A 22,678-nucleotide genomic window follows, 5' to 3' on the forward strand; every position below is an offset into this window, starting at 1 on the left:
AGCCTTCTCCGCAAACCACCTTTCCATCAAACACCTCGTCGCCCCCGCGAAGGCGGGGGTCCCGCTTGTTCTGGCTGGGCGCGAGGAAGGAAAAAGAAGCGGGGTCCCCGCCTTCGCGGGGGCGACGAGGTGGTTTAGCCACTAGAGAAGTGGTTTCGCCATTAGCAGCGTGATCGGGTGATGACGTTGAGATCGCGTGTGATCGTGCCGATGGCGCTCGGTTGGCGCCGGAAGACATCGAAACACCTCGCAAGGAGCGCACTAGGCATAGCCGCGCGCAACGATGACATTCCGAGGGTCCGGGGGATCATCCCCCGGGTCTCTTACTTCTTCAAAGCCACCCGCTGGCCCGATACCACTCTGCAGTCGCCCGCAGCCCATCGCGCGTATCGATGCGCGGTTCCCAGATCGAGGCGGGCACTGCCGCCTCCGCACCGACCACCCAGTCCGGATGGCTGAGATACCCGGCGCGGTCGGCGGTCATCTTCGCACCGTCGCCGCGCAGGAACCGGTCCACTTTCGCCGCCTTGTCCAGCGCCCCCGGCGAGAGGGTGAACACCCGCACCCGGCGGCCGACGGCGGTGCCGATAGCGCGCGCCATCTCGGCATTGTCCCAGCCGAGCGGCTTTCCGTCGTCGGGTTCGAAGAGCTTGCCGGTCACATCCTCGCCGCCCGGAATCAGCGCCACCAGCAGGCGCGCGAGGTCCTCTACGTGGATCATCGAGGCCGCACCCTTCGGCACCGGCACCAGGCCCCAGCGCGCGGCACGGAACAGTTCGAACATCTCCCGGTCGCGCGGGCCGTAGATCGCGGGCGGGCGCACGATGGTCCAGTCGAGCGGGCTGGCGCGCAGGAGTTTCTCGGCCTTGGCCTTGGAGGCGCCGTAAGCCGACAGCCCCGGCTCACGCGCGGAAAGCGAGGAGACGAAGACGAGGCGGCGGATGCCCTTGGCCACCGCCGTTTCGATCACGTTGAGGGTTCCGGCGACATTGCCCGCCTCGTACCCGGCAGCGTCGGGCGCGCTGACGACGCCCGCGACGTGCAGGATCGCCTCGGCCCCGCGCGTCAGTTCGGAAAGCGAGGCGGTGTCGCGCAGTTCGCCGCGGACCCAGGTGACGTTCTCGCGCGGCTCCTGCTCGCGGCGGGTGAGCGCGCGGACGTTGTATCCGGCGGCGACGGCTTCATCGAGCAGCGACTGGCCGACGAAGCCGGTGGCTCCAGTCAGCGCGATGGTGGGGTAATCGAATTCCATCATTTCAGAACAAGCTGATCGCGATGCACCACGGATGAACGGGGCGAATATCCGAGCACTTCAGCCTGCTCGCTGGAGTGCAGGCCCCGGATCGCGGCGCACTCGCCCGCGTGATATTCGGAAAGGCCGTGGGCGACGACGCGCGCTTCGGCATCGACGATGGCGACGGGATCGCCGCGCTCGAAATGGCCTTCCACCCCGGTCACGCCCTTGGCGAGCAGGCTCGATCCGCGCGTCAGGGCAGCGGCGGCCCCGGCGTCGACATGGATGCTGCCCTTGAGCCGCAGCCGTCCGCCGAGCCAGGCCTTGCGCGCACCCGCGCGGCGGCGCGGCAGGAACAGGGTGCCGATGCCGTCGCCGATGATTCGCGCCACCGGGCGCTCGTGCTGGCCGTTGCCGATGACGAGGCAGATGCCTGCCAGCTCGGCGATCTCGGCCGCCTGCAGTTTCGAGACCATGCCGCCCGAACCCATGCCGGAGTTCGATTCGGTGCTGGCCATGGCGTGGACTTCCGGGGTGACGCCCTCGACCACCGGGATCATCCGGGCGCCCGGCTCCTTCGGGTGGCGATCGTAGAGGCCGTCGATATCGGAAAGCAGCAGCACGGCGCTCGCCTGCGCGGCCTGGGCGACGCGGGCGGCGAGGCGGTCGTTGTCGCCGAAGCGGATTTCCTGCGTCGCGACCGAATCGTTCTCGTTGATGACCGGCACCGCGCCCGCATCGAGCAGGCGGGTCAACGTGGCGGTGACGTTGAGGTAGCGGCGGCGATCCTCGAGGTCGTCGAGCGTCAGCAGCATCTGCGCGGCGGTGAGCCCGTGGCTGCCGAGCAGTTCGGCCCAGAGCCCGGACAGCGCGATCTGGCCGACGGCAGCAGCGGCCTGCGCATCGGCCAGCGAGCCGCGCCCGCCCTTCTCCAGTCCCAGCGTCGCCGCGCCCAGCGCGATGGCGCCCGAGGAGACGACGATCACGTCCTGCCCGCGCGCGCGCGCTTCGGCGATCTCGGCGACCAGCGCGGTCAGCCAGGCGCGCCGCACGCCTTCCTTGCCGACGAGCAGCGCCGAGCCGACCTTGATGACGAGGCGGGGTGCGAGGACTCTGTCGGAGAGATCGGAAAGGCGCGATACAGGCATGGAAGCCGAGCCTCTAGGACAGTTGCCGATTCGGGGAAAGCATTCGCTTGCGAAAGCGTACCCTAGTCGGCCGAAGCGATGCCCCGCGCCTGCCGGGCGCGAAACATCTCGTGGCCGCTGACCAGCAGGATGCCCGCTATCACCATGATCGCGCCGCCGATGAAGGCCGGTTCGAGCCGCTCGCCCAGCAGCACCACGCCGAAGACCAGGCCGAACAGCGGCGTCATGAACGAGAGTACGCCGAGCCGAGAGGCAAGATAGGCCCGCAGCATGCCGAACCAGATCAGCAGGCTGATCAACGAGACGAAGACGACCTGGAACGTCATGCTCAGCCCCAGCAGCGGCGTTGCCGTCACCCAGGTCTGCCCGGTGGCGAGTGCGAGCGGGCCCAGCAGCACGAAGGCGCCGAGCAACTGGTAGAGCGTCGTTACGCTGCTCGGCGCCTGCGAAAGGCGGGAAAAGCGCAAGGTCAGCGTCGTCGCGCCCCAGGCCGCACCCGCGCCGACGCCCATGAGATCACCGATCCACGCCGTGCTGCGCGTGGGTCCGGTTCCCGCGCCGCCGAGGAACGAAACCGCCACCCCGCCGAACGCAGTGACGATGCCCAGCCATTGCAGCGGACTCAGGCGTTCTTCGGGGAGGTCGAAATGGAGGCCCAGCGCGGTGAAGATCGGCGCCGTATAAAGGAATATCCCCATGTGCGATGCATTGGTGAAGCGCAGCCCCTCGCCGATGAACAGGTTTTCGAGCGCGAAGAGCGCGCCGATCACCACACCCGGTTTCCAGGTGCCGCCGCGCAGCGCGTGGCTCTCGCCCCGCGCGAAAACCAGTACGGCGATGAACAGCGCCGCGATTCCGGAACGCAGGCATATCTGGAGGACCGGCGCCATGTCCGCGGCAACGGCCTTGATCGCGGTCTGCTGCATGCCCCAGATCGCGCAAAGCCCGAGCATGAGCAGAGCGGCCTTGCCGTCGACCGGTTTGCGGGGAGCGATAGTGTTCATGCGCCGCCCCATAGCTTCGCCGGCGTGGACGCGGCAGTAGTTTTTTGCGCGCCTATTTCTGTGGCGGCGCGGCGCCCTCGATCATGAACCACGGCGTGCCCTCGCCTTCGTAGGGCGGGGCCGGATAGAGCCAGCGCAGCGCGTCTTCCGCCGCGTGGTGATAGACGGTGGCGTGAGAGGCGCTCTTGCTGAAATCGTCGTAGCGCAAGCTGACGCGCTCGGGCGGCTGGACGGCGAGGAAGGTCCGGAGACGGTCGATCCCGTCCTGCATGGTGCCGCCCTCGTCGCCCACGGCAAGGTAGAGCCGCGCCTTGGTCATGTCCTTCACGTGGGCGGTGCGGGCCAGATCGGCGAGCGGGCGGCGGTCGTCCCACCAGAGGCTGGGACTGATCGCGATATAGTCGCCGAACAGCGTCGGCTCCTTGAGCAGGGTATCGACGACGAACAGCCCGGCCAGCGATTCGCCCATGATCGCGCGGCGATCTCCGGTGCGGAAGCGCGCTTCGACGAAAGGCACGACTTCCTGCCGCAGGAAACGGCGGAACTTGTCGGCACCGCCGCTCTCGGGGAAGGCGGAAAGATAGCGCGGATCGCTGGGCCGGGCGGTCAGTTCGGCGCGGCGGTTCTTCGTCTGCACGCCGACCACGATCATCGGGCCGTAAGTCCAGCTGAGCGAGGCGAGATTGCCGAGACCGGCAATATGAACGAAGTCCTGGTGCAGCCCGCCGTCCAGCAGGTAGACGACCGGGTAGCGATCAGTCGATTTCTCGTAGCCGGTCGGCAGCCAGACGTTCAATTCGCGGGTGTCGTCCAGAACGGCGGAATGCAGCTGGTAGCTGGTGCCGAGCGTGATGGGCTTGCTGGAAACCTCCTGCGGCGTCTCCTGCGCGAAAGCGGCGGTTGGCGACAGGAGCAGCGCGGCGGCAAGAAGCGTCTTCATGAGCGTCATCGCCATGGTCTAGCGAGGACCACCGGGCCTGCCAACATGGCTTTGAAACGCAACCGAAATAAAGGCGAGCGGCGGCTTGCGCCGCCCGCGCTTACGTATCAGCTCAGATCGGCGACCAGGGTTTGTCGTCGGCTTCCTCGCGCTCGCCTTCGGGACGCTCGGTCACGGTGGCGGCGGGGAGATAGTCGATCACCGCGTCGAGCAGTTTCGACATGCCCTTGCCGGTCGCGCCCGAGATCGGGAACACTTCGTCGGCACCGGCCTTGAGCAGTTCCTTCGCGTAGTCCGCCGCCAGGGCATCGTCCACGAGGTCGATCTTGTTGAGCGCGACGAGACGCGGCTTGTCCTCAAGCCCCTCGCCATAGGCCTCCAGCTCTTCCTCGACGATCTGCATCGCCTCGACCGGGTCGGTGCTGGAGATGTCGATGAGATGGACGAGCACGCGGCAGCGCTCGATATGGCCGAGGAAGCGGTCGCCGATGCCCGCGCCGTCGGCGGCGCCCGCGATCAGGCCGGGAATGTCGGCCAGCACGAATTCGCGGTTCTTGTGGGTGACGACGCCGAGCTGCGGGCGCAGCGTGGTGAAGGCGTAGTCGCCGACTTTGGCCTTGGTGTTCGACAGCTTGTTGATGAAGGTGGACTTGCCCGCGTTCGGCATGCCGACGAGGCCGACGTCGGCCAGCAGCTTGAGGCGCAGCCAGACCCACAGTTCCTGCGGCGAGATGCCCGGCTGGTGCTGGCGCGGCGCGCGGTTGGTGCTGGTCTTGTAGCTGGCATTGCCGCGTCCGCCCATGCCGCCTTCGAGCAGTACGACCTGCTGGCCCGCCTCGGTGAGGTCGGCCAGGACGGTCTCGCGGTCCTCGTCGTCGATGATCTGGGTGCCGACGGGAACCTTGATGACAAGATCCTTGCCCGCCGCGCCGTTGCGGTTCTTACCCATGCCGTGGCCGCCACGCGGGGCCTTGAAGTGCTGGGTGTAGCGGAAGTCGATCAGGGTGTTGAGACCGGCCACGGCCTCGAACACCACGTCACCGCCCTTGCCGCCGTTTCCGCCGTCGGGACCGCCGTACTCGACGTACTTCTCGCGCCGGAAGGAAACCGCCCCCGGACCGCCGCCGCCCGAACGGATGTAGATCTTGGCCTGGTCGAGAAAATGCATGAGTCTGGTTCCGGCAATCCTGAGAGCTGAAATGGGCTGGCGATGGCATCGCCGGGGCGGCACCGGCTCTCTTCCAGTGCCTTGCGCTGCGAACGCTCTCCGGTGCCTCTCGGCATGGACAAGGCCCGCATCGCAGATAAACAAAAAACCCGGCCATGTCTCGGGCCGGGTGATGCCCGGCGCGAGGCCGGACACGCATCAATCCTGAATACTGGTGGAGCCGAGGGGGATCGAACCCCTGACCTCGTCATTGCGAACGACGCGCTCTCCCATCTGAGCTACGGCCCCGTTCCAGTATTTTCGCAAGGCGCAAGGCGCTCTGCGAGGCGCTCCCTTAGCGAAGTGCTCTTCCCCATGAAAGAGCAAAAATGAAGCGCCCGAAAATTCGCAGGCATCGCGGAAACGCTCAAACCGAGCCTTCCCGCGAGCGACTGCTTAGCGCGAAGAGGCCTGCTGGCTGAGGCCCGGAGCAACGGCCACCGGAGTCGTCGTCGCCGGAGCGCCAGCCGTGGCACCGGCGCCGTAGCGGGATTCCCAGGCCGCGAGGTCGGCGCGGTACTGGTCGTAGCTGTTGAAGAACTCCTTGAACGGAGCCTCCGCCTTGGCAAGGCCGGTCACGGCGAAACCGTCGAGCTGGCCGGCAGGCACGGCCTGGAGATCGACCGAGAGGCCCATCGCCGCGTTGCAGAGCGCCGGAACCACCGGCGGCAGCGCGAAGAAGTTGTAGACCTGGGTCTGGTAGGATTCACGCTCGCGCACGGACTTGGCGCCGTAGCGGGTCTTGAATTCCTTATCCAAAGCCTTGTTCGCCGCCGTGAGCGACTTCAGGTGCTTCTTCAGGAAGTCCTTGTAGCCGGCCAGGATCGGCTCGTACTGCGGGCCGACGCAATTCAGCGCCGCCACATTGTAGGCCGACCGCAGGTTCCAGACCATCTGGGCATTGGAAACGCCGGTGTTGACCGTGCGGCGCGAACCGTCGACCGCCAGCGCAGGAACCACCATGTTGGGCGAGGCGCCGAGCGGCGGCATCGGCCGCGGCGGAATCACCACGACGGGCGGCGGCGGCGGCGGTGCCACTGCGACTTCCTTGGGACCACAGCCCGAGAGCAGTGCGACGAGCGAGCCCGTCATCAGCGAGAGACCGCGCAGCAGGCCTCTATTCTTCAGGTTTACCACCCCGGAAACTCCAGTGCTCAGGCCGATTTCAGCCCAGTTCTTACAATGGCCGGGATTCTATCGCGACTCGACTCCAATGAAAATGCCCGGTGCGACGAATCGCACCGGGCATATCCTGTTTCCCGATCAAAAAACCGTGGATTAACGGCGATCGCCCAGGAAGCTCAGCAGGAACTGGAACATGTTGATGAAGTCCAGGTAGAGGCTGAGCGCACCCATCACCACGGCCTTGCCGAGGAATTCGGTGCCGCGAAGCTGGAAGTACTGGTTCTTGAGCATCTGCGTGTCGTAGGCGGTAAGGCCCGCGAAGATCAGCACGCCGAGCACCGAGATCGCCAGCTGAAGCACCGTCGAACCGACGAAGATGTTGACGACCATCGCCACCAGGATGCCGACCAGGCCCATGATGAGGAACGTGCCGAAGCCAGACAGGTCCTTCTTCGTGGTGTAGCCGTAGAGGCTGAGGCCCGCGAAGGCGGCAGCGGTCGCGAAGAACGTCGTCGCGATCGACGTCGCGGTGAAGACCAGGAAGATCGCCGAGAGCGACAGGCCCATGACCACGCAGAAGCCCCAGTAGAGCATCTGGACGGTCGAGGTCTTCATCCGGTTCAGGCCGAAGTTCATCGCCAGCACGAAGCCGAGCGGCGCCAGCATGATCACCCAACGCAGCGGGGTGCTGAGCACCTGCACCGCCATGCCGGAATTCGCGAAGAGCACCGCCACGATGCCCGACAGCAGCACGCCCGAGGCCATGTAGTTGTAGATGGACAGCATGTAGCTGCGCAGACCCGCGTCATACGTGGCCCGGCCGGCTTCGCGTCCGTCAAGGCTCGGAGACGCACCGAAGCCCGTGCGGGGCTGGGGGTCGTTCCAATTCGCCATTTCAAACTCCTTTGGCGGGCACCAGCGAAATGCGGTGCCCGGACAGGAGGAATATCGTCTCGCAAGCCCGCGATTTCAAGAAAAACCGGAAGTTCGGCTTTGTGTCAAAATGTAAAAATGCCGAAAAACGCAGCGACCTGCTTCAGGCCTTGCGCGCTGCGGCCGCCATTTCGGCATTGCGATCACGCGAGGCGGCCATCGTCGCGGCGATCAGGCGGGCGAGCGCTTCGCCCGCATCGAGTACGTTCATGCCCGCGCGGGTCGAGCCGCCGGGGCTGGCGACCTTGTCGGCCAGTTCGCCCGGCGAGAACGGCGAGGCCGAGGCCAGCTGCGCCGCGCCTTCCACCATCGCCACGGCAAGGCGCTGCGACTGCCCTTCTTCCAGACCAAGCGCGACCCCGCCCGCTGCCAGCGCATCGATGAAGCGGTAGACGAACGCCGGGCCGCAGCCCGCAAGCGCAGTCACGGAATCGAACAGGTCCTCGCGCGCCAGCCACTCGGGCGTGCCGAGATGCGCCATCATCGCCGTGACCGCCGCGCGGCCGGTCTCGTCGAGCCCCCGCGCATCGAGCGCGATCGGCGACTTGCCGATGGCAGCGGCGAGATTGGGCATGATCCGCACGATGGCCCCAGCTTCGGGGAAGCGCGCGGCCAGGCTGTCGAACTCGACGCCTGCAAGGATCGAGAACAGCGCCGTGCCCGGGCCGACCAACGGGGCGATGGCGGGCGCCGCCTCGTCCAGACCCTGCGGCTTGATGCCAAGCATGACGGCATCGAAGCGCCCTTCCCGCGGCAGTTCACGCAGCAGGGTGACGCCTTCCGGCACGCTTTCGCGGCGGGGATCGACGACGGTGAATGCCGAAGGCGACATGCCGCCCTTCAGCCAGCCTTCGAGCATGGCACCGGCCATGTTGCCGCAACCGACCAGAAGGATGTTTCCAAAGCGGTTCATGTCATTCCCCTTGCGCGAATTCGTATGCAATCACGCGCTTAGGCGAGCGCCCGAAGGCTGCCAAGACCCAATGGGACCGGCCGTGAGGGGACCAGTTCAGGCCTCTCCGGCAGCGTCGATCATGGCGGCGGCCAGCGCTTCGGTCGGGGTCTTGTCGCCCCAGAGGATGAACTGGAACACCGGGTAGAAGCGGTCGCATTCCTCGATCGCGGCCTCGACCACGGTCTGCGCCTGGCCGGGGCCGAGCAGGCCGTCCTCGCCGAGCATCAGCCCATGGCGATAGAGCACCACGCCGCTGCTGGACCAGGTGTCGAAATGACCGACCCAGATCTGCTCGTTGATGAGCGCCAGCGCCTCGAACATCGCCTGCCGCTTGCTGTCGGCGATGCGAATGTCGGGCAGGCAGAGCAGTTGCAGGACCCGGTCCTCCACCCGCCAGATCGCCTGGATCTGGTAGGTCGCCCAGGCGCCCTTCACTTCGGCCGAGATTTCGTCCTCGCCCGCATATTCGAAGGCCCAGTCGCGCGCTTCGAACAGCGACGCCAGCATCTCGATCGGAGCGGATTCGTCCTCTCGGCCAATGTCGTCCTGTACCGTTCTCATGATTTCCGACATTTGCCCTCCGCGACGCGACGGGGCCATGGATGCTTTGCCAAGGGGGGCAAGCACAATCCGGGACACGCGATCGCCTGCGCAAAACTCCACTAGCCTGTTAACAGGATGTGGATAAGGCCGGACGACGGGCAGTCGGGGCGAACCGAGCGTGCCTTACTTTGCGGAAAGCGCGTCCACGACTTGCCCGGCGGGGCTGGTCCACGGCAGGGCATCGGAAAAGCCCTGCTTGCGGGCGTCGGCCATGAAGCCGCTCGCCGCCTTCTGCGTCGCGAAGGGACCGATCAGGATGCGGTTGGTCCGCCCCATCTCGCTGACGTAAGGCTCACGCCCCTTGAACAGGGCCGGAGCCTGCTTGTTGTAACGGCGCCAGTCGAAGGCGATCGCGGCCTTGTCGCGCCCGACGCCGATCTGCACCCAGATTCGGCTGGGGTGCGAGGGGGGCGCGGGCTTCTTGGCCTTGGCTGTCTTTGCCGCCTCTGCCTTGGCGGCTTCCGCCTTGGCCTTGGCGATTTCCGCCCTGGTCTTGGGAGCGGCCTTTCCGGTGGGCTTGCCCTCGTCGTCGGCCTCTACCTTGGCGCCAACCTTGGCCTTGGGGTCCGGCTTCGCCTTGGGATCGACCTTGGCGGGAGCCTTCTCGACCACCTTGGGCGCTTCCGGTTCCGGCTTGGGCGGCACGATCTTCGGCGGCGCGGGACGGGCCGGTTCGATCTGGCGAATATCGACCGCGCCGGAGGCAGGCGCGCTCTGCATCGTCGGCTTGCCGATATCGGCGAAGATCTGCGCCAGCGAGAGCTGCTGCGCGCCCGGCTCGGGCGGCGTTTCGACGGGCGCGGTCGGCTCCGGGACCGGCCTGGGCGCTGGTGTCGATGCCTGCGGAGCGGGCATCGCCGGAGTGCCTTGAGCCGGAACGGAACGGGCCAGATCGAAGCCCGGCGCTGCGCCATTGCTTATCGGCGACGCGGCAGCGGTGTGAACTGGAGCCGCACCGACGGCCCTCGGATCGAAGCCCGGCGGCAGCGACGAAGCGGCGGCAGGCGGAGTGGTCGCAGGCTTGGCCGCGACAGGCGCCGAAGTCGAGGCTGAAACCGGAGTCGAAACGGGAGAGGTGCCGGGAGTGGCGCTCGCGAGCGGCGGAAGTTCGCCGGTCGCGCCGTCGCGCTCGATCGTCGGCTTGGGTTCCGGCGGAGCGACGCGGGCCGGTTCCGGCGTCTTGACCGCGCTCGGCGTGGAACGTGTCGTGCGCGTACCGCCAAGCCGATAGGGATCGGCCACCGCAATCGAGGCGCCACCGAGCTTCGGACCTGCCTTGCTTCCGCTGCCGGTCCGCGTGGTGCGCGAAGGCCGATCGGGCGCCTTGCCGCCGCCCAGTGCTTCGCCGCGCGGGACGAGATTGGCGTCGGCACTCGCCACCTGCACCGGCTTGTAGGCGGCGATGCGGGCATCGTCGTGGCCGATTTCGGAGGCGCGCGGGAACTTGCCGAGATTCGCCGCCGCAGCCTGCTGTGCGCGGGTCAGACGCGGCATGTAGCGCAAGTAGGGGGCGATGTTCTGGGCGAGCTGCGGCGGCAGGATCGTGTTGGAGACCTCGACCGCCTGCTTGGTGTCGCCCGCGATCGCCAGCGCGAAGGCGCGCGTGCGCCAGCCCGGTTTGTCCTGCTTGCGCAGCAGCGGCATGATCGTTGTCTCGGAAGCCTGGGCATCCCCGGCAATCGCCTGGCTGATCGACAGACGCATGCGCACGTCCTCGTCGCTCGCACCGCCGAGCGCCATCGCATAGTAGCGCTGCGCCGTCGCATTATCCCCGACGAGGTCGTAGGCGAGGCCGCGATCGGCAGCCAGACTGGTGGGGCTGGCCCCGGCCCGCTCGGCCTCGGCGAAGAGCGGCAGCGCCGCCACCGGATCGCCGCTCTGCGCCAGCGAGGCCGCAAGACCAGCCTTCACGCGGGCATTTCCGGCGGAAATCTCGTCGGCGCGGCGGTAGAAGCCGATCGCGGCATCGAAATCGCCGAGCCTGCGCGCCGCATCACCGGCATCGATCAAGGCGGAAACGTCGCGCGGGTCGCGGCCGAGACGGGCCAGCGCCGCATTCAGCTTCGTCTGGTCCGCGCTGGGCAGCGCCTGAACCACGGGCGCGGCTGAGGCCGGTGTCGCCACGAAAGCGACCGCGAAACCTGCGGCAGGAACGGCGAGCGCAACATGGGCAGCTGCCGAAGCCAGCCACTTGCTCGAAACCCTCTGACGTAGCCGCACGAACCGAAAAACCTCTTCAAACAGACAAAGGCCCGAGTGGATCGGGCCTTTGCTGGAAATCGACCGGGCGCGCCTATGGCGCGACGATCCTGAACCTTGCGAAAACGGGCGGCAGTGCGCGCATCACCGCCCGCCTCACTTACTGATTGTTCTGTCGCCCCAGGAAGCGCGGGATGCTGATCGAGGCACCGTCGTCCTCGTCACCGGCAGGCTCTGCCGGAGCAGGCTTCGGACGCGAGAGGCTGGTCATGCGTTCGAACAGCGTGGAGCCACCGCCGACCGGACGAGCCGGAGCGGGGGCAGGCTGGCTGGGCGCAGGCGCGCGCACCGGCGCTTCCGGCTCGGCGTGCTGGTTGCCGTTCAGCAGCAGTTCGTCCTGCGGGCGTGCTGCCGATTGCTGGGGCGCACCCAGATCGAGGGGCTGGCTGCTGCGCAGACCGGCGTAGGCAACCGGCGCTTCCGGCTCGACTTCTTCGCTGGCGCCGAGTTCGAGTTCGAACGGCTGCTCGGCCGCCTCGGGAGCGGGGGTCGAGAGTTCGAACGGCTCGGAGGCCGAAGCGGAAGGCGTCTGCGGGATCGCCACGGCCGGAGCCGGGGTGACGAGCGGTGCAGGCGCGCTGGGCACCGGGCGCGAAACCATCGGGCGGACCGGGCCGCGCGAGGCGCTGAGGTTCAGCGGACGCGCCGCGATCTCGGCCATTTCGGTGGTCTGTTCGATGCCGGTGGCGACCACCGAGACGCGGATCTTGCCCTGAAGGTCGGGGTTGAACGCCGAACCCCAGATGATGTTCGCATCGGGATCGACCAGTTCGCGGATGTGGTTTGCGGCTTCGTCGACTTCGAGCAGCTTCATGTCGTCGCCGCCGATGATCGAGATGATGACGCCCTTGGCGCCCTGCATCGACACGCCGTCGAGCAGCGGGTTCGCTATGGCGCGTTCGGCCGCTTCCAGTGCGCGGTTCGGGCCTTCGCCCTCGCCCGTGCCCATCATCGCCTTGCCCATCTCGCCCATGACCGAGCGGACGTCCGCGAAGTCGAGGTTGATGAGGCCCGGCATGATCATCAGGTCGGTGATCGAGCGCACGCCCTGCTGGAGCACTTCGTCGGCGAGCGAGAAGGCTTCCTTGAAGGTGGTGTCCGCCTTGGCGACCAGGAACAGGTTCTGGTTCGGGATGACGATCAGCGTATCGACGTGCTTCTGCAGCTCCTCGATACCGGCGTCGGCCGAGCGCATGCGGCGCGTGCCTTCGAACATGAACGGCTTGGAGACCACGCCGACCGTCAGCACGCCCTTGGCGCGCGCGGCCTGGGCGATGATCGGCGCGGCGCCGGTGCCGGTGCCGCCGCCCATGCCGGCGGCGATGAAGACCATGTGGACGCCTTCGAGCAGACGCTCGATGTCCTCGATGGTTTCCTCGGCGGCGGCGCGGCCCACTTCCGGACGCGCACCGGCGCCGAGGCCCTGCGTGATTTCCGGACCGAGTTGGATGCGCGTTTCCGCGATCGAATTGTTGAGCGCCTGCGCGTCGGTATTGGCGACGACGAAGTCCACGCCCTCTATCTGGGCCTGGATCATGTTGGCGATGGCGTTGCCGCCCGCACCGCCTACGCCGATGACGACAATCCGCGGACGAAGTTCTTCGATCGCCGGCGGTCCGATGTTGATGCTCATTTCGTTCTCCTGGCAGGCACGTGCGCGAAGAAAATTATCTTGACTAGCCTGATTGCACGCCTGCCTCCATCAAGGCAAAGCGCGCGAGCTTGTTGTCCACAGGCGAAACCGCCAATTCCAGCCAATCCTGCCGCCCCTGTCGCAGGGATTGCACGACTGGCCAAAGTGCTCAAAAGTATTCCCTCAAGGCTCTATAGACGCGATTGACGACCCCGAGGCCGCTGTAACGTACTGTACCCTGACGGTTCTTGCCGAACGTGCGGATGTCGATGGGGTCGGCGGCGGCATAGAGGACAAGTCCCGCCAGCGTCGAGAAGCCCGGTTTCACGTGGGCTTCGGCCAGACCGGAGAGGTGCGGCACCCGGCCGATGCGCACCGGCTTGCCGAGCGCGGCCTGGGCATAATCCGCCAGTCCCACCAGTTCCGCGCCGCCGCCGGTGAAGACCACCTGCTTGCCGCGCTGGGCATTGAAGCGCATCAGCTTGAGCGCCTTGTTGATCTCTTCCATCAGGATGCCGAGCTGGCCGGTGATGACGCCGATCAGTTCGGCGCGGGGAATGCGGTTCTTGTCGTCGGCATGCCGTGCGATCGGGCCGGTGCCCTCTTCGCCCGGCGCGTTGACCGGGATCATCTCGCGGTGGTCGTGCGGGCTGGCGATGGCCGAGCCGTTCACGCACTTGAGTCGCTCGGCCTGGAAGCGGCGGATACCGAAGGCCGAAGCGACCGCATCGGTAATGTCCGCCGAACCCATCGGGATCGAGATCATGTCGATCAGCAGCCCATGCGAATAGACCGCCACGTTGGTGACTTCCGCGCCGAATTCGACGAGCGCCACGCCCAGATCGCGCTCCTCGGGCGAGAGACAGGCCTGCCCCGCCGCAATCGGCGAGCCGACCACCGCCTCGACTTCGAGGTGCGCGCATTGCACCGCCTCGGTCAGGTTGCGGATCGGGGCGCCGTCAGCCAGCACGATATGGATATCGACGCCGAGCCGCTCGGCATGGAGGCCGGTGGGATTGCCGACACCGTGGGCGCCGTCGAGGCGATATTGCGCGGGCTGGGCATGAAGCACCATGCGACCGTCCGGCTGGATCACCTCGCGCGCCGAGATCAGCAGCTGGTCGATGTCCTCCTGCTCGATGCGGCGACCGCCGATCTCGGCATCGAACTGGTCGATGCGGCTGGCCAGCCCTGCCCCCGAGCAGCCGATCCAGACTTTGGTGACGCTGGTGTCGGCCATCTTCTCGGCGCGGTCGATGGCGTCGCGCACGGCGTAGGTCGCCGCGGCCATGTCGGTGACGTAGCCGCGCTTGATGCCCTGGCTGGCGCGGTGGCCGGAGCCGAGCACGATCATGTCGCCCATCTCCGACATGCCCGCGACGATCGCGGAAATGCGGAAGGAGCCGATGTTGACCGCGCCGAATACGCGAGTGATGCGAGGCGGCGCCATTACTGTTCCTCCGCCGCCACGGCGGTCGTGGGCGCCGTGGCCCCGCTCGCTTCTGCACCCGTATGCGGCACTGCCCCCGCCTTCATCGCCAATTCCTGTCCTTCGCCGTCGGGCACTCGCAAATAGATGCGGTCCTTCGCGCGCATGTCGATCGCCGTCACTTTGCCGCCGATCAGCCGATTGGTGCCGTCTAGCCTTGCGAAAGTGACGAGCGCGCTCGCCGATTCGGTGTCGCCTTCCGGCAGGGCCAGCACTTGCCCGGTCTGAAACGTCAGATTCCAGCGGCGGTTGCCGATCCATTCGGCTTCCTGCACTTTCGGCTGGAGCGCCGGCGCGGCTTCCAGCAAGTGCCCGAGCTGCGTCACCTGCTGGCCCGCGCCGGGGCCGGAGACGATCAGCTTGCCCTTGGCGTCCTTGCGGGCGATCGCTTCCAGTTCCTGCCCGGTCTCGTCGATCAGCACGAAGCGGTCGGCCTTGCGCAGCACCGCATGCGGGGCGCGCTCGACGATGTCGATCACCAACGTGTCCGGAAGCTGGCGCGAGACGCGCGCGTCCTTGACCCACGACAGCCCCATCAATTCGCCGCGCAGCCCGTCGAGATCGACCTGGGTCATCGCCCGGTCGCGCTCGGCCAGCGCCTTTTCGTAGACTTTCAGCTCGTTGAGGTTCTTCACCCCGCGCACTTCCACGCGCTTCACCTCGAACCCGGCATCGGCAGCCACTTGCGCGAACTGCTTGCCTGCCAGCATCGGCACGCCCGCCGCATTGGCGACGACCCAGATGAGCAGCCCCGCACCGCCGAGAATGGCGACGAGGAAGATCTTGTGAAGCTGCTCCTCGGTGAAGGGCAGCCAGCTCATCACCGTGTCGACGGCCGTGCCGCTCGTCGCCTTGGCCTGGCGCACCTTGGCCTTGGTGTTCCGGGCCGCTGCGGCCTTTCGCGCTGTCTTCGGCTTGCGCCGGATCGTCTGGCTCATTTGCCCCCCTTGGCGACCTTTCCGGCATCCGCCAGCGCTTCAGCGATGATCGCCTCCACGAGATCGGGGTATTCCATACCGCAGGCGCGCGCCTGTTCGGGGACGAGGCTGAGCGGGGTCATGCCCGGCTGGGTGTTGACCTCCAGCAGGAACAGGCCCTCGATGCCCTGCGTGTCGTCCCAGCGGAAGTCCGCGCGGCTGGTGCCCTTGCAGCCGAGCAACTGGTGCGAGCGCAGCGCGAGATCCTTGCAGGCCGCCGTGATCTCGTCGGGGATTTCCGCCGGGCAGACGTGCTCGGTCATGCCGTCGGTGTACTTGGCGTCGAAGTCGTAGAAGCCGGACTTGGGCTTGAGTTCGGTGACGAGCAGGGCCCGGTCACCGATCACGGCGGTGGTCAGTTCGCGGCCGCGAATGAAGGGTTCGGCGAGCAGGCGGTCGAATTCCTGCCACGGCCCCTTGGCGTCCGGCGCGATCGGATTGCCGTAGTTGCCTTCCTGAGTGACGATGGCCACGCCGACCGAAGACCCTTCGTTGACGGGCTTCAACACATAGGGACGCGGCAGCGGATCGCGCTCGTGGATCGTGGCGCTCTCGACGATGCGGCCGCCCGGCATGGGAATGCCGTGGGGCACGAGCGCCTGCTTGGTCAGTTCCTTGTCGATGGCGATCACCGAGGTGGCGAGGCCCGAGTGGGTATAGGTGAGGCCCATCAGGTCCATCATGCCCTGCACCGTGCCGTCCTCGCCCGGCGCGCCGTGAAGCGCGTTGAACACCACGTCAGGCTTCGCCTCCGACAGGCGCAGCGCGACATCCCGGTCCATATCGATGCGGGTGACCTTGTGGCCCTTGGACTCGAGCGCCTTGGCCACGCCCTCGCCGCTCATCAGCGAGACCGGCCGTTCGTTCGACCAACCGCCCATCAGGACCGCGACGTGGAGTTTGGAGAGGGTCACTGGATCAACTCACTTCTTCTCGGCTTCGGCAAACATGCCTACGCGCTGGATTTCCCATTCGAGCGTGACGCCCGACTTTTCCTTGACCCGGCGGCGGACTTCTTCGCCCAGGGCCTCGATATCGCTGCTGGTGGCGTCGGCGACGTTGAGCAGGAAGTTGGTGTGCTTCTCGCTCACTTGCGCGCCACCGAGGGTCAGGCCGCGACAACCGGCTTCGTCCACGAGCTGCCAGGCCTTGTGGCCTTCGGGGTTCTTGAAGGTCGAGCCGCCGGTCTTGCTGCGCAGCGGCTGGCTGGCCTCGCGGCTGGCGGAAATGCGGTCCATCTCGGCCTGGATCGCTTCCGGTTCCCCGGTGCGGCCTTTGAAGCGCGCGGCGACGACCACGGCGCCTTCGGGCAGCTGCGAGTGGCGATAGGTATAGCCGAGATCGGCGTTGCCCAATGTCACCAGCGAGCCGTCGCGCAGGACCACGTCGCAGTCGATCAGGATGTCCTTGACCTCGCCGCCATAGGCGCCGCCGTTCATCCGCACGAAACCGCCGACGGTGCCGGGGATCGAGCGCAGGAATTCAACCCCGGCAATGCCATTGTCGCGCGCGGTGGAGGAGACGAGAATGCCGCTGGCTCCGCCGCCGCATTCCAGCGTGACCTCATCGACGCGGGAGACTTTGGCGAAAGCCTTGCCAAGGCGGATCACCACGCCGGGAACGCCTCCGTCGCGCACGATCATGTTCGAGCCGAGGCCCAGTGCCATGACCGGCACCGAGGGATCGAGATCGCGCAGGAAGCCTTGCAGGTCGGCCAGATCCTTCGGTTCGAACAGCCACTCGGCCGTCCCGCCCGACTTGAACCAGACGAGCGGCGCCAGCGGCGCGTCGGCATTCAGCTTGCCCTGCACGTCCGGGAGGTGAGGTTGCGCCACGTCCATCATCCTTCGACAGGCTCAGGATGAGCGGGGCTGGTAGGCGCAAAGCAATAGAAACCCGCTCGTGCTGAGCTTGTCGAAGCACATTGGCGAGGCGTGACGATGCCGCTCATCTTGCCCTCTTTGAACGGATCGCATCGGCAAGGCCCGCCGCCCACTTGGTGATATCGCCCGCGCCGAGACAGACGACCATGTCGCCCGGCTGGATCGAGGTCGCCAGCACATCGGCCAGCGCGTCCGGCCCGGCGACAACTTGCGCCGAGCGGTGGCCGCGCGCCTTCATGCCCGAGACCATGTGCTCGGAATCGACGCCTTCGATAGGCTGCTCGCCCGCCGCGTAGACCGGCGCGGCATAGACCACGTCGGCGTCGTTGAAGGCGCCTTCGAAGTCTTCCATGTGGTCGCGCAGGCGGGTGAAGCGATGCGGCTGGACCACGGCGATGACCCGGTTGCGCACGCCCTCACGCGCAGCGGCGAGCACGGCGCGGATTTCTACCGGATGGTGGCCGTAATCATCGATAACGGTCACGATACCGCCCTCGACTTCGACTTCGCCGACTTTGGTGAACCGGCGCTTCACGCCGCCGAACTTCGAGAAGCCGTTCTGGATGCAGTCGTCCGAGCAGCCCATCTCCACCGCGACACCGACGGCGGCGAGTGCGTTCTGGACGTTGTGACGGCCCGGCATCGGCAATTCGATGCCCTCGATCCGGCGGAACGAGCCGTCGCGCTGGCGCAGGGCCACGTCGAAACGGTTGCCGCCGGGAATCGGCGTGACGTTCTCGCCGCGAATGTCGGCCTGGGCGGAGAAGCCGTACGTCACCACGCGGCGGTCGCGCACCTTGGGGATGATCGCCTGCACTTCCGGGTGGTCGATGCAGAGCATCGCCGCGCCGTAGAAAGGCACGTTCTCGATGAATTCGACGAAGGAGTCCTTCACCTTGTCGAAAGAGCCGTAGTGGTCGAGGTGCTCGGGATCGATATTGGTGACGACGGCGATGGTACCATCGAGACGCAGGAACGAACCGTCGCTCTCGTCAGCTTCCACCACCATCCAGTCCGACGCACCGAGACGCGCATTCGAGCCGTAGGAGTTGATGATGCCGCCGTTGATGACGGTGGGATCGACCCCGCCCGCATCGAGCAGTGCCGCGACCATCGAGGTCGTGGTGGTCTTGCCGTGGGTGCCGGCCACGGCCACGGTGTTCTTGAGCCGCATCAGCTCGGCCAGCATCTCGGCGCGGCGAACCACGGGGATGCGGTTTTCCAGCGCGTAGACGACTTCGGGATTGTCGCGCTTCACGGCGGTCGAGGTGACGACCACGGCCACGCCTTCGACGTTCTCCGCCGACTGGCCGATCATGACCTTGATCCCGCGCCCGCGCAGGCCTTCGACCACATAGCCCTCGGCAATGTCGGAGCCTTGCACCGAATAGCCGAGGTTGTGCATCACTTCGGCAATGCCGGACATGCCGATGCCGCCGATGCCGACGAAGTGGATCGTGCCGATGTCGGTGCCGACGCCCCTCACTGAGCCGACTCCTTCGCCAGCTTGCTTTTCGCGAGGGCCTCACCGCTCTTGGCGGGCATGGCTTTCTCCATGCGGATCACGTCCATGATTGGCGCCGCGCCGAAGCTCTCGACGAGGTCGGCCAGATCGCTGGCGGCATTGGGATAACCGCAGTTCCACGAGGCGTGGGCGGCATTGGCAAGGGTTTCGGGATGCTGGGCCATGGCCTGTATCTGTTTCGCGAGCGTGGTCGCGGTGAAGTTTTCCTGACGGATCGCACGGGCGCCGCCTGCCGCGACGATCTCGCGGGTATTGGCGGCCTGGTGGTCGTCGGTGGCGATCGGCAGTGGGATCAGGATCGCGGGACGGCCGACGGCGGTGAGTTCCGCGATCGTCGAGGCGCCCGAGCGGCCGATGAACAAGTGCGCACCGGCAAGCCGCTCCGCCATGTCCTCGAAATAAGTCGCAAGTTCGGCGGGAATGCCGTGCCCGGCATAGCGGGCGCGGACAGCCTCGATATCCTCCGCGCGGCACTGCTGGATCACCTGTAGCCGCGAGCGCAGCGCCGGGGGCAGCATGGCGAGGCCATCCGGCACGATTTCCGACAGCACGCGCGCGCCCTGGCTGCCGCCGGTCACGAGGATGCGCAGCAGGCTGTCCTCGGCGAATTCGGGGAACGGCGCCTCGCGCAGGGCGAGGACTTCGTCGCGCACCGGATTGCCGACGAGCGTGACCTTGTCCGCCAACTTCGGGTCGAGCCGGTCCACTTGCGCGAAAGCCGTGGCGATGGCGTTGACCTTGCCCGCGAAGTAGCGGTTCACCCGGCCGAGCACCGAGTTCTGCTCATGCAGGATCGTCGGGATCTTCGCGGAATTGGCCGCCAGCATCGTCGGCAGCGCGGGATAGCCGCCGAAACCGATCACGGCGGTCGGCTGGAAGCTCTCGAACAGGCGCAGCGCCATGGCGCGGCCCGACAGGATGCCCTTGAGGCCCTTGAGCCAGTTCAGCGGGTTCTTCCCCGCGATGCGGCCCTGCGGCAGGATGTGGGCGGGCAGATAGTCGGGCTTGCCGGGAATCGCCGCGCCGCGCTCGTCGGTAATAAGCGCGACGTGATGGCCGCGCCGGTCCAGCTCGGCGGCGAGCGCGAAAGCGGGAATGAGGTGTCCGCCCGTCCCGCCCGCGGCGAGGACGTAATGGCGGCTTACCGAGCCTTTTACGGCCGAACTCATGAAGAAAAGTCTCCAACGGCGCGGAGCGAGAACTTCTCGCGCTTGATGAACGGGTTGCGGCGCGTGATCGCCAGCAGCAGGCCCACGGTCATGCACATGGCGACCGTGGAGGAACCGCCGTAGCTGATCAGCGGCAGGGTCATGCCCTTCGAGGGGAAGAGCTGGAGGTTGACCAGGATGTTGATGAAGGCCTGTCCGCCGAACTGCGAGGCGATGCCGGAGGCCGCGAGCACGGTGAAGAGGTCCTCCTCCTCGGTCAGGCGCAGCATCACCCGCGTCAGCAGCGCGAGGTAGATCATGACGATGATGACGCAGGCGATCAGCCCGAATTCCTCGCCGATGACCGAAAAGATGTAGTCGGTATGCGCCTCTGGCAGCGCCATCTTGCGCGCGCCCATCCAGAAGCCCTGCCCGAACCATCCGCCGTTGAGCAGGGTGCGCTGGGCAAGGTCCACCTGGTCGAAGGCGTTGCCGCCCGACAGGAACGAGTCGATGCGGTTCCGGCCGTTGTCATAGGTGAAATACATCAGGACGATGCCCGCGACGCCGAGCCCTGCGAACAGGCCGATGCGCTTCAGGGGAATGCCCGCAAGGAGGATCATCACGAAGAAAGTGCCGGAAAACAGCATCGTCGAGCCGAAGTCCGGCTGGGCCATCAGCAGCGCGCCGAGCAGGCCCATGAGACAGAAGCAGATCGCCACCACCGGAATATGCGGATCGCGCGCACGCCACGAGAGAATCCAGGCGAGCAGGATCGGGAAGCCCGAGCCGAGGAACTGCGAAGGCTGGATAGAGAAACCGAGCTTGAGCCAGCGCCGCGCACCGTTCACTTCGGAGCCGACCACCGGCACCAGCACCAGTCCCACCAGCATGACCGCCGCGATCAGGATGCCGACCCGGCGGGCGCTGTCCTTCGACAGGCTGGAAGCCCAGAACATCGCGCAGAGGCCGACGAACTGCCACCGCAGGTGCAGCCAGAAGAAGTGCAGCTGCGAGAGCTTCTCGTGCGCGGTCGACAGGCGCCGGGCGCTCGCCGGGGAACCGGCGGCAACGGCCACGGCGCCGATCCCCATGAGGATCAGGACGATGGCCAGCACGGTGCGGTCGATCTCCTGCCACCAGATCGCCAGCTGGCCGCGACGGTTGCGGTTGTAGCGGACATTGGCGGGAGACGCTCCGGTGCCGGACCCAGTGCCGGGCGCGTTGCCGGGCGCAATGGTGGCCATCAGTGCTTCATCCCTTCGGCATCCGTGCCCTGCGATTCCAGCAGCGCCTCGACGATCTGGCGGAAGGCCAGCCCGCGCGCCTCGTAGTCGCGGAACTGGTCGAAGCTGGCACAGGCGGGCGAAAGCATGATGACGTCGCCGGGGACGGCGCGGGTCATCGCCTCGCGGATGGCCTCGGCCATCATCTCGCTGCGGTGCACCTCGGTATAAGGCGCAAGGATCTCGGCGAAGCGCGCACCCGCATCGCCGATCGTATAGGCAGCGGCGACATTGCCGAAGAACGGCACGCATTCGTCGAGATTGTCGCCCTTGGGCAGGCCGCCGAGAATCCAGTGGATGCGCGGTGCCGGTGCGGGCGGATAGGCCGCCAGCGCGGGCGCGGTGGAGGCCGGGTTAGTCGCCTTGCTGTCGTTGATGTAGAGCACGCCGCCCGCCTCGGCCACGCGCTCCATGCGGTGGGGCAGGCCGCTGAACGTGCGCAGCGCCGGTTGCCATTGCTCGGCGGAAATCCCCAGCGCCTCGACGATGGCGACGGCCACGGCAGCGTTCTGGAGATTGTGCGGGCCTTGCAGCGAAGGCCAGTCCGGCTGGAGTGCGGCGAGATCGTGCCCGTCCACCCGGCGCACCGCACCCGGCGCGCGGCGCGCTTCCTCCGCCTCGGCGATGTCCAAAGTCTCGCGGTCGCCGGTGCCGAACACCGCCGGGCGGCCGGCAGCCTGCATTGCGAAAAGGCGCGCCTTGGAGGCGGCATAGGCCTCGAACCCGTCGTAGCGGTCGAGGTGGTCGGGGGTGATGTTGAGCAGCGCCGCCACGTCGCAGTCGAGACTGCGGGTGAGGTCGATCTGGTAGCTCGACAGTTCGAGCACATAGACGCCGCCTTCCGGCAGCGGATCCTCGCCCAGCACTGGCACGCCGATATTGCCACCGACGCGGGTGGGCACGCCTGCGCTTTCGAGCAGGTGGTGGACCAGCGAAGTCGTCGTCGACTTGCCGTTGGTGCCGGTTATGCCGACCACGCGGTGCGGGGGCAGGCTCTCACGGGCGAGCGCGAAGAGTTCGATATCGCCGATCACCGGCACGCCCTGACGGCGCGCGGCTTCGGCGATCGGGTGCGTGTTGAGCGGAACGCCGGGCGAGACGACGAGTCCGTCGTAACCGGTCAGGTCCGCCGTGACGGGATCGGCCAGCTCGACGCTTTCCTCATGGCTGCGGGCGCCGAGCGCCTGGCGTGGCTCCTCGCGCGCGTCCCAGGCCATGACATGGGCACCGCTGGCGAGCAGCGTCTCGACCGCGGTGAGGCCGGAGCGCGCAAGTCCGAGAACCGCGTAGCGCTTTGCGGCAAAGGCGGAGGAGACGATCACGGCCGAG

General features: G+C 67.0%; 19 protein-coding genes and 1 tRNA gene. All 20 read right to left on the minus strand.

Annotation, left to right across the window (positions count from 1 at the left end):
* Positions 1-331: 331 nt before the first annotated feature.
* On the minus strand, positions 332-1,255 hold the full coding sequence (locus AC4D6D_RS13830) for an NAD-dependent epimerase/dehydratase family protein (RefSeq protein WP_491325742.1): 924 nt from the start codon (positions 1,253-1,255) through the stop codon (positions 332-334).
* Complete coding sequence (gene proB / locus AC4D6D_RS13835; RefSeq protein ID WP_491325743.1) at positions 1,252-2,382, minus strand: glutamate 5-kinase; 1,131 nt, start codon at positions 2,380-2,382, stop codon at positions 1,252-1,254. Before proB ends, AC4D6D_RS13830 begins: the two co-directional genes overlap by 4 nt.
* A 62-nt stretch (positions 2,383-2,444) precedes the next feature.
* On the minus strand, positions 2,445-3,386 hold the full coding sequence (locus tag AC4D6D_RS13840; RefSeq protein WP_491325744.1) for a DMT family transporter: 942 nt from the start codon (positions 3,384-3,386) through the stop codon (positions 2,445-2,447).
* Between the two features lie 52 nt (positions 3,387-3,438).
* Entirely contained in the window at positions 3,439-4,326 is an 888-nt protein-coding gene (locus AC4D6D_RS13845) for an alpha/beta hydrolase (protein WP_491325745.1), read from the minus strand.
* A gap of 112 nt (positions 4,327-4,438) precedes the next feature.
* Complete coding sequence (gene obgE, locus AC4D6D_RS13850; protein WP_147218872.1) at positions 4,439-5,494, minus strand: GTPase ObgE; 1,056 nt, start codon at positions 5,492-5,494, stop codon at positions 4,439-4,441.
* A gap of 212 nt (positions 5,495-5,706) precedes the next feature.
* Positions 5,707-5,782 (minus strand) — tRNA-Ala (locus AC4D6D_RS13855).
* Positions 5,783-5,929: 147 nt separating this feature from the next.
* On the minus strand, positions 5,930-6,670 hold the full coding sequence (locus AC4D6D_RS13860) for a hypothetical protein (protein ID WP_147218870.1): 741 nt from the start codon (positions 6,668-6,670) through the stop codon (positions 5,930-5,932).
* 141 nt (positions 6,671-6,811) lie between these two features.
* On the minus strand, positions 6,812-7,552 hold the full coding sequence (locus tag AC4D6D_RS13865; RefSeq protein WP_147218868.1) for a Bax inhibitor-1/YccA family protein: 741 nt from the start codon (positions 7,550-7,552) through the stop codon (positions 6,812-6,814).
* Between the two features lie 142 nt (positions 7,553-7,694).
* Positions 7,695-8,504, minus strand: a complete 810-nt coding sequence (locus AC4D6D_RS13870) for a pyrroline-5-carboxylate reductase family protein (RefSeq protein WP_491325746.1) — start codon at positions 8,502-8,504, stop codon at positions 7,695-7,697.
* 96 nt (positions 8,505-8,600) lie between these two features.
* On the minus strand, positions 8,601-9,107 hold the full coding sequence (locus AC4D6D_RS13875; protein WP_491325747.1) for a type III secretion system chaperone family protein: 507 nt from the start codon (positions 9,105-9,107) through the stop codon (positions 8,601-8,603).
* Between the two features lie 165 nt (positions 9,108-9,272).
* Complete coding sequence (locus AC4D6D_RS13880) at positions 9,273-11,369, minus strand: SPOR domain-containing protein (protein WP_491325748.1); 2,097 nt, start codon at positions 11,367-11,369, stop codon at positions 9,273-9,275.
* A 139-nt stretch (positions 11,370-11,508) separates the two neighbouring features.
* Positions 11,509-13,041 (minus strand): cell division protein FtsZ, encoded by a 1,533-nt coding sequence (ftsZ, locus tag AC4D6D_RS13885; RefSeq protein ID WP_491325749.1) that lies wholly within the window; start codon positions 13,039-13,041, stop codon positions 11,509-11,511.
* A gap of 169 nt (positions 13,042-13,210) precedes the next feature.
* A complete protein-coding gene (gene ftsA, locus AC4D6D_RS13890; protein WP_147218860.1) occupies positions 13,211-14,491 on the minus strand; it encodes a cell division protein FtsA in 1,281 nt (426 codons plus the stop codon).
* Complete coding sequence (locus tag AC4D6D_RS13895) at positions 14,491-15,468, minus strand: cell division protein FtsQ/DivIB (RefSeq protein WP_147218858.1); 978 nt, start codon at positions 15,466-15,468, stop codon at positions 14,491-14,493. The genes ftsA and AC4D6D_RS13895 overlap by 1 nt, the downstream gene beginning before the upstream one ends.
* Positions 15,465-16,421: a D-alanine--D-alanine ligase gene (locus AC4D6D_RS13900; protein WP_491325750.1), complete on the minus strand. Its 957-nt coding sequence runs from the start codon at positions 16,419-16,421 to the stop codon at positions 15,465-15,467. Before AC4D6D_RS13900 ends, AC4D6D_RS13895 begins: the two co-directional genes overlap by 4 nt.
* 9 nt (positions 16,422-16,430) lie before the next feature.
* A complete protein-coding gene (murB, locus tag AC4D6D_RS13905; protein WP_491325751.1) occupies positions 16,431-17,342 on the minus strand; it encodes a UDP-N-acetylmuramate dehydrogenase in 912 nt (303 codons plus the stop codon).
* Between the two features lie 112 nt (positions 17,343-17,454).
* Positions 17,455-18,876 (minus strand): UDP-N-acetylmuramate--L-alanine ligase, encoded by a 1,422-nt coding sequence (gene murC / locus AC4D6D_RS13910; RefSeq protein ID WP_491325752.1) that lies wholly within the window; start codon positions 18,874-18,876, stop codon positions 17,455-17,457.
* The gene (gene murG / locus AC4D6D_RS13915; RefSeq protein WP_491325753.1) at positions 18,873-20,084 is read right to left on the minus strand and encodes an undecaprenyldiphospho-muramoylpentapeptide beta-N-acetylglucosaminyltransferase; all 1,212 of its coding nucleotides are present in this window, start codon (positions 20,082-20,084) and stop codon (positions 18,873-18,875) included. The genes murC and murG overlap by 4 nt, the downstream gene beginning before the upstream one ends.
* Positions 20,081-21,310 carry an FtsW/RodA/SpoVE family cell cycle protein gene (locus tag AC4D6D_RS13920; RefSeq protein WP_491325754.1) on the minus strand — a complete coding sequence of 410 codons (1,230 nt, stop codon included), beginning with the start codon at positions 21,308-21,310 and terminating at the stop codon, positions 20,081-20,083. The genes murG and AC4D6D_RS13920 overlap by 4 nt, the downstream gene beginning before the upstream one ends.
* On the minus strand, positions 21,310-22,671 hold the full coding sequence (murD, locus tag AC4D6D_RS13925) for a UDP-N-acetylmuramoyl-L-alanine--D-glutamate ligase (protein ID WP_491325755.1): 1,362 nt from the start codon (positions 22,669-22,671) through the stop codon (positions 21,310-21,312). Before murD ends, AC4D6D_RS13920 begins: the two co-directional genes overlap by 1 nt.
* Between the last annotated feature and the right edge of the window lie 7 nt (positions 22,672-22,678).

The sequence above is a fragment of the Novosphingobium sp. BF6 genome (genome assembly GCF_058273105.1).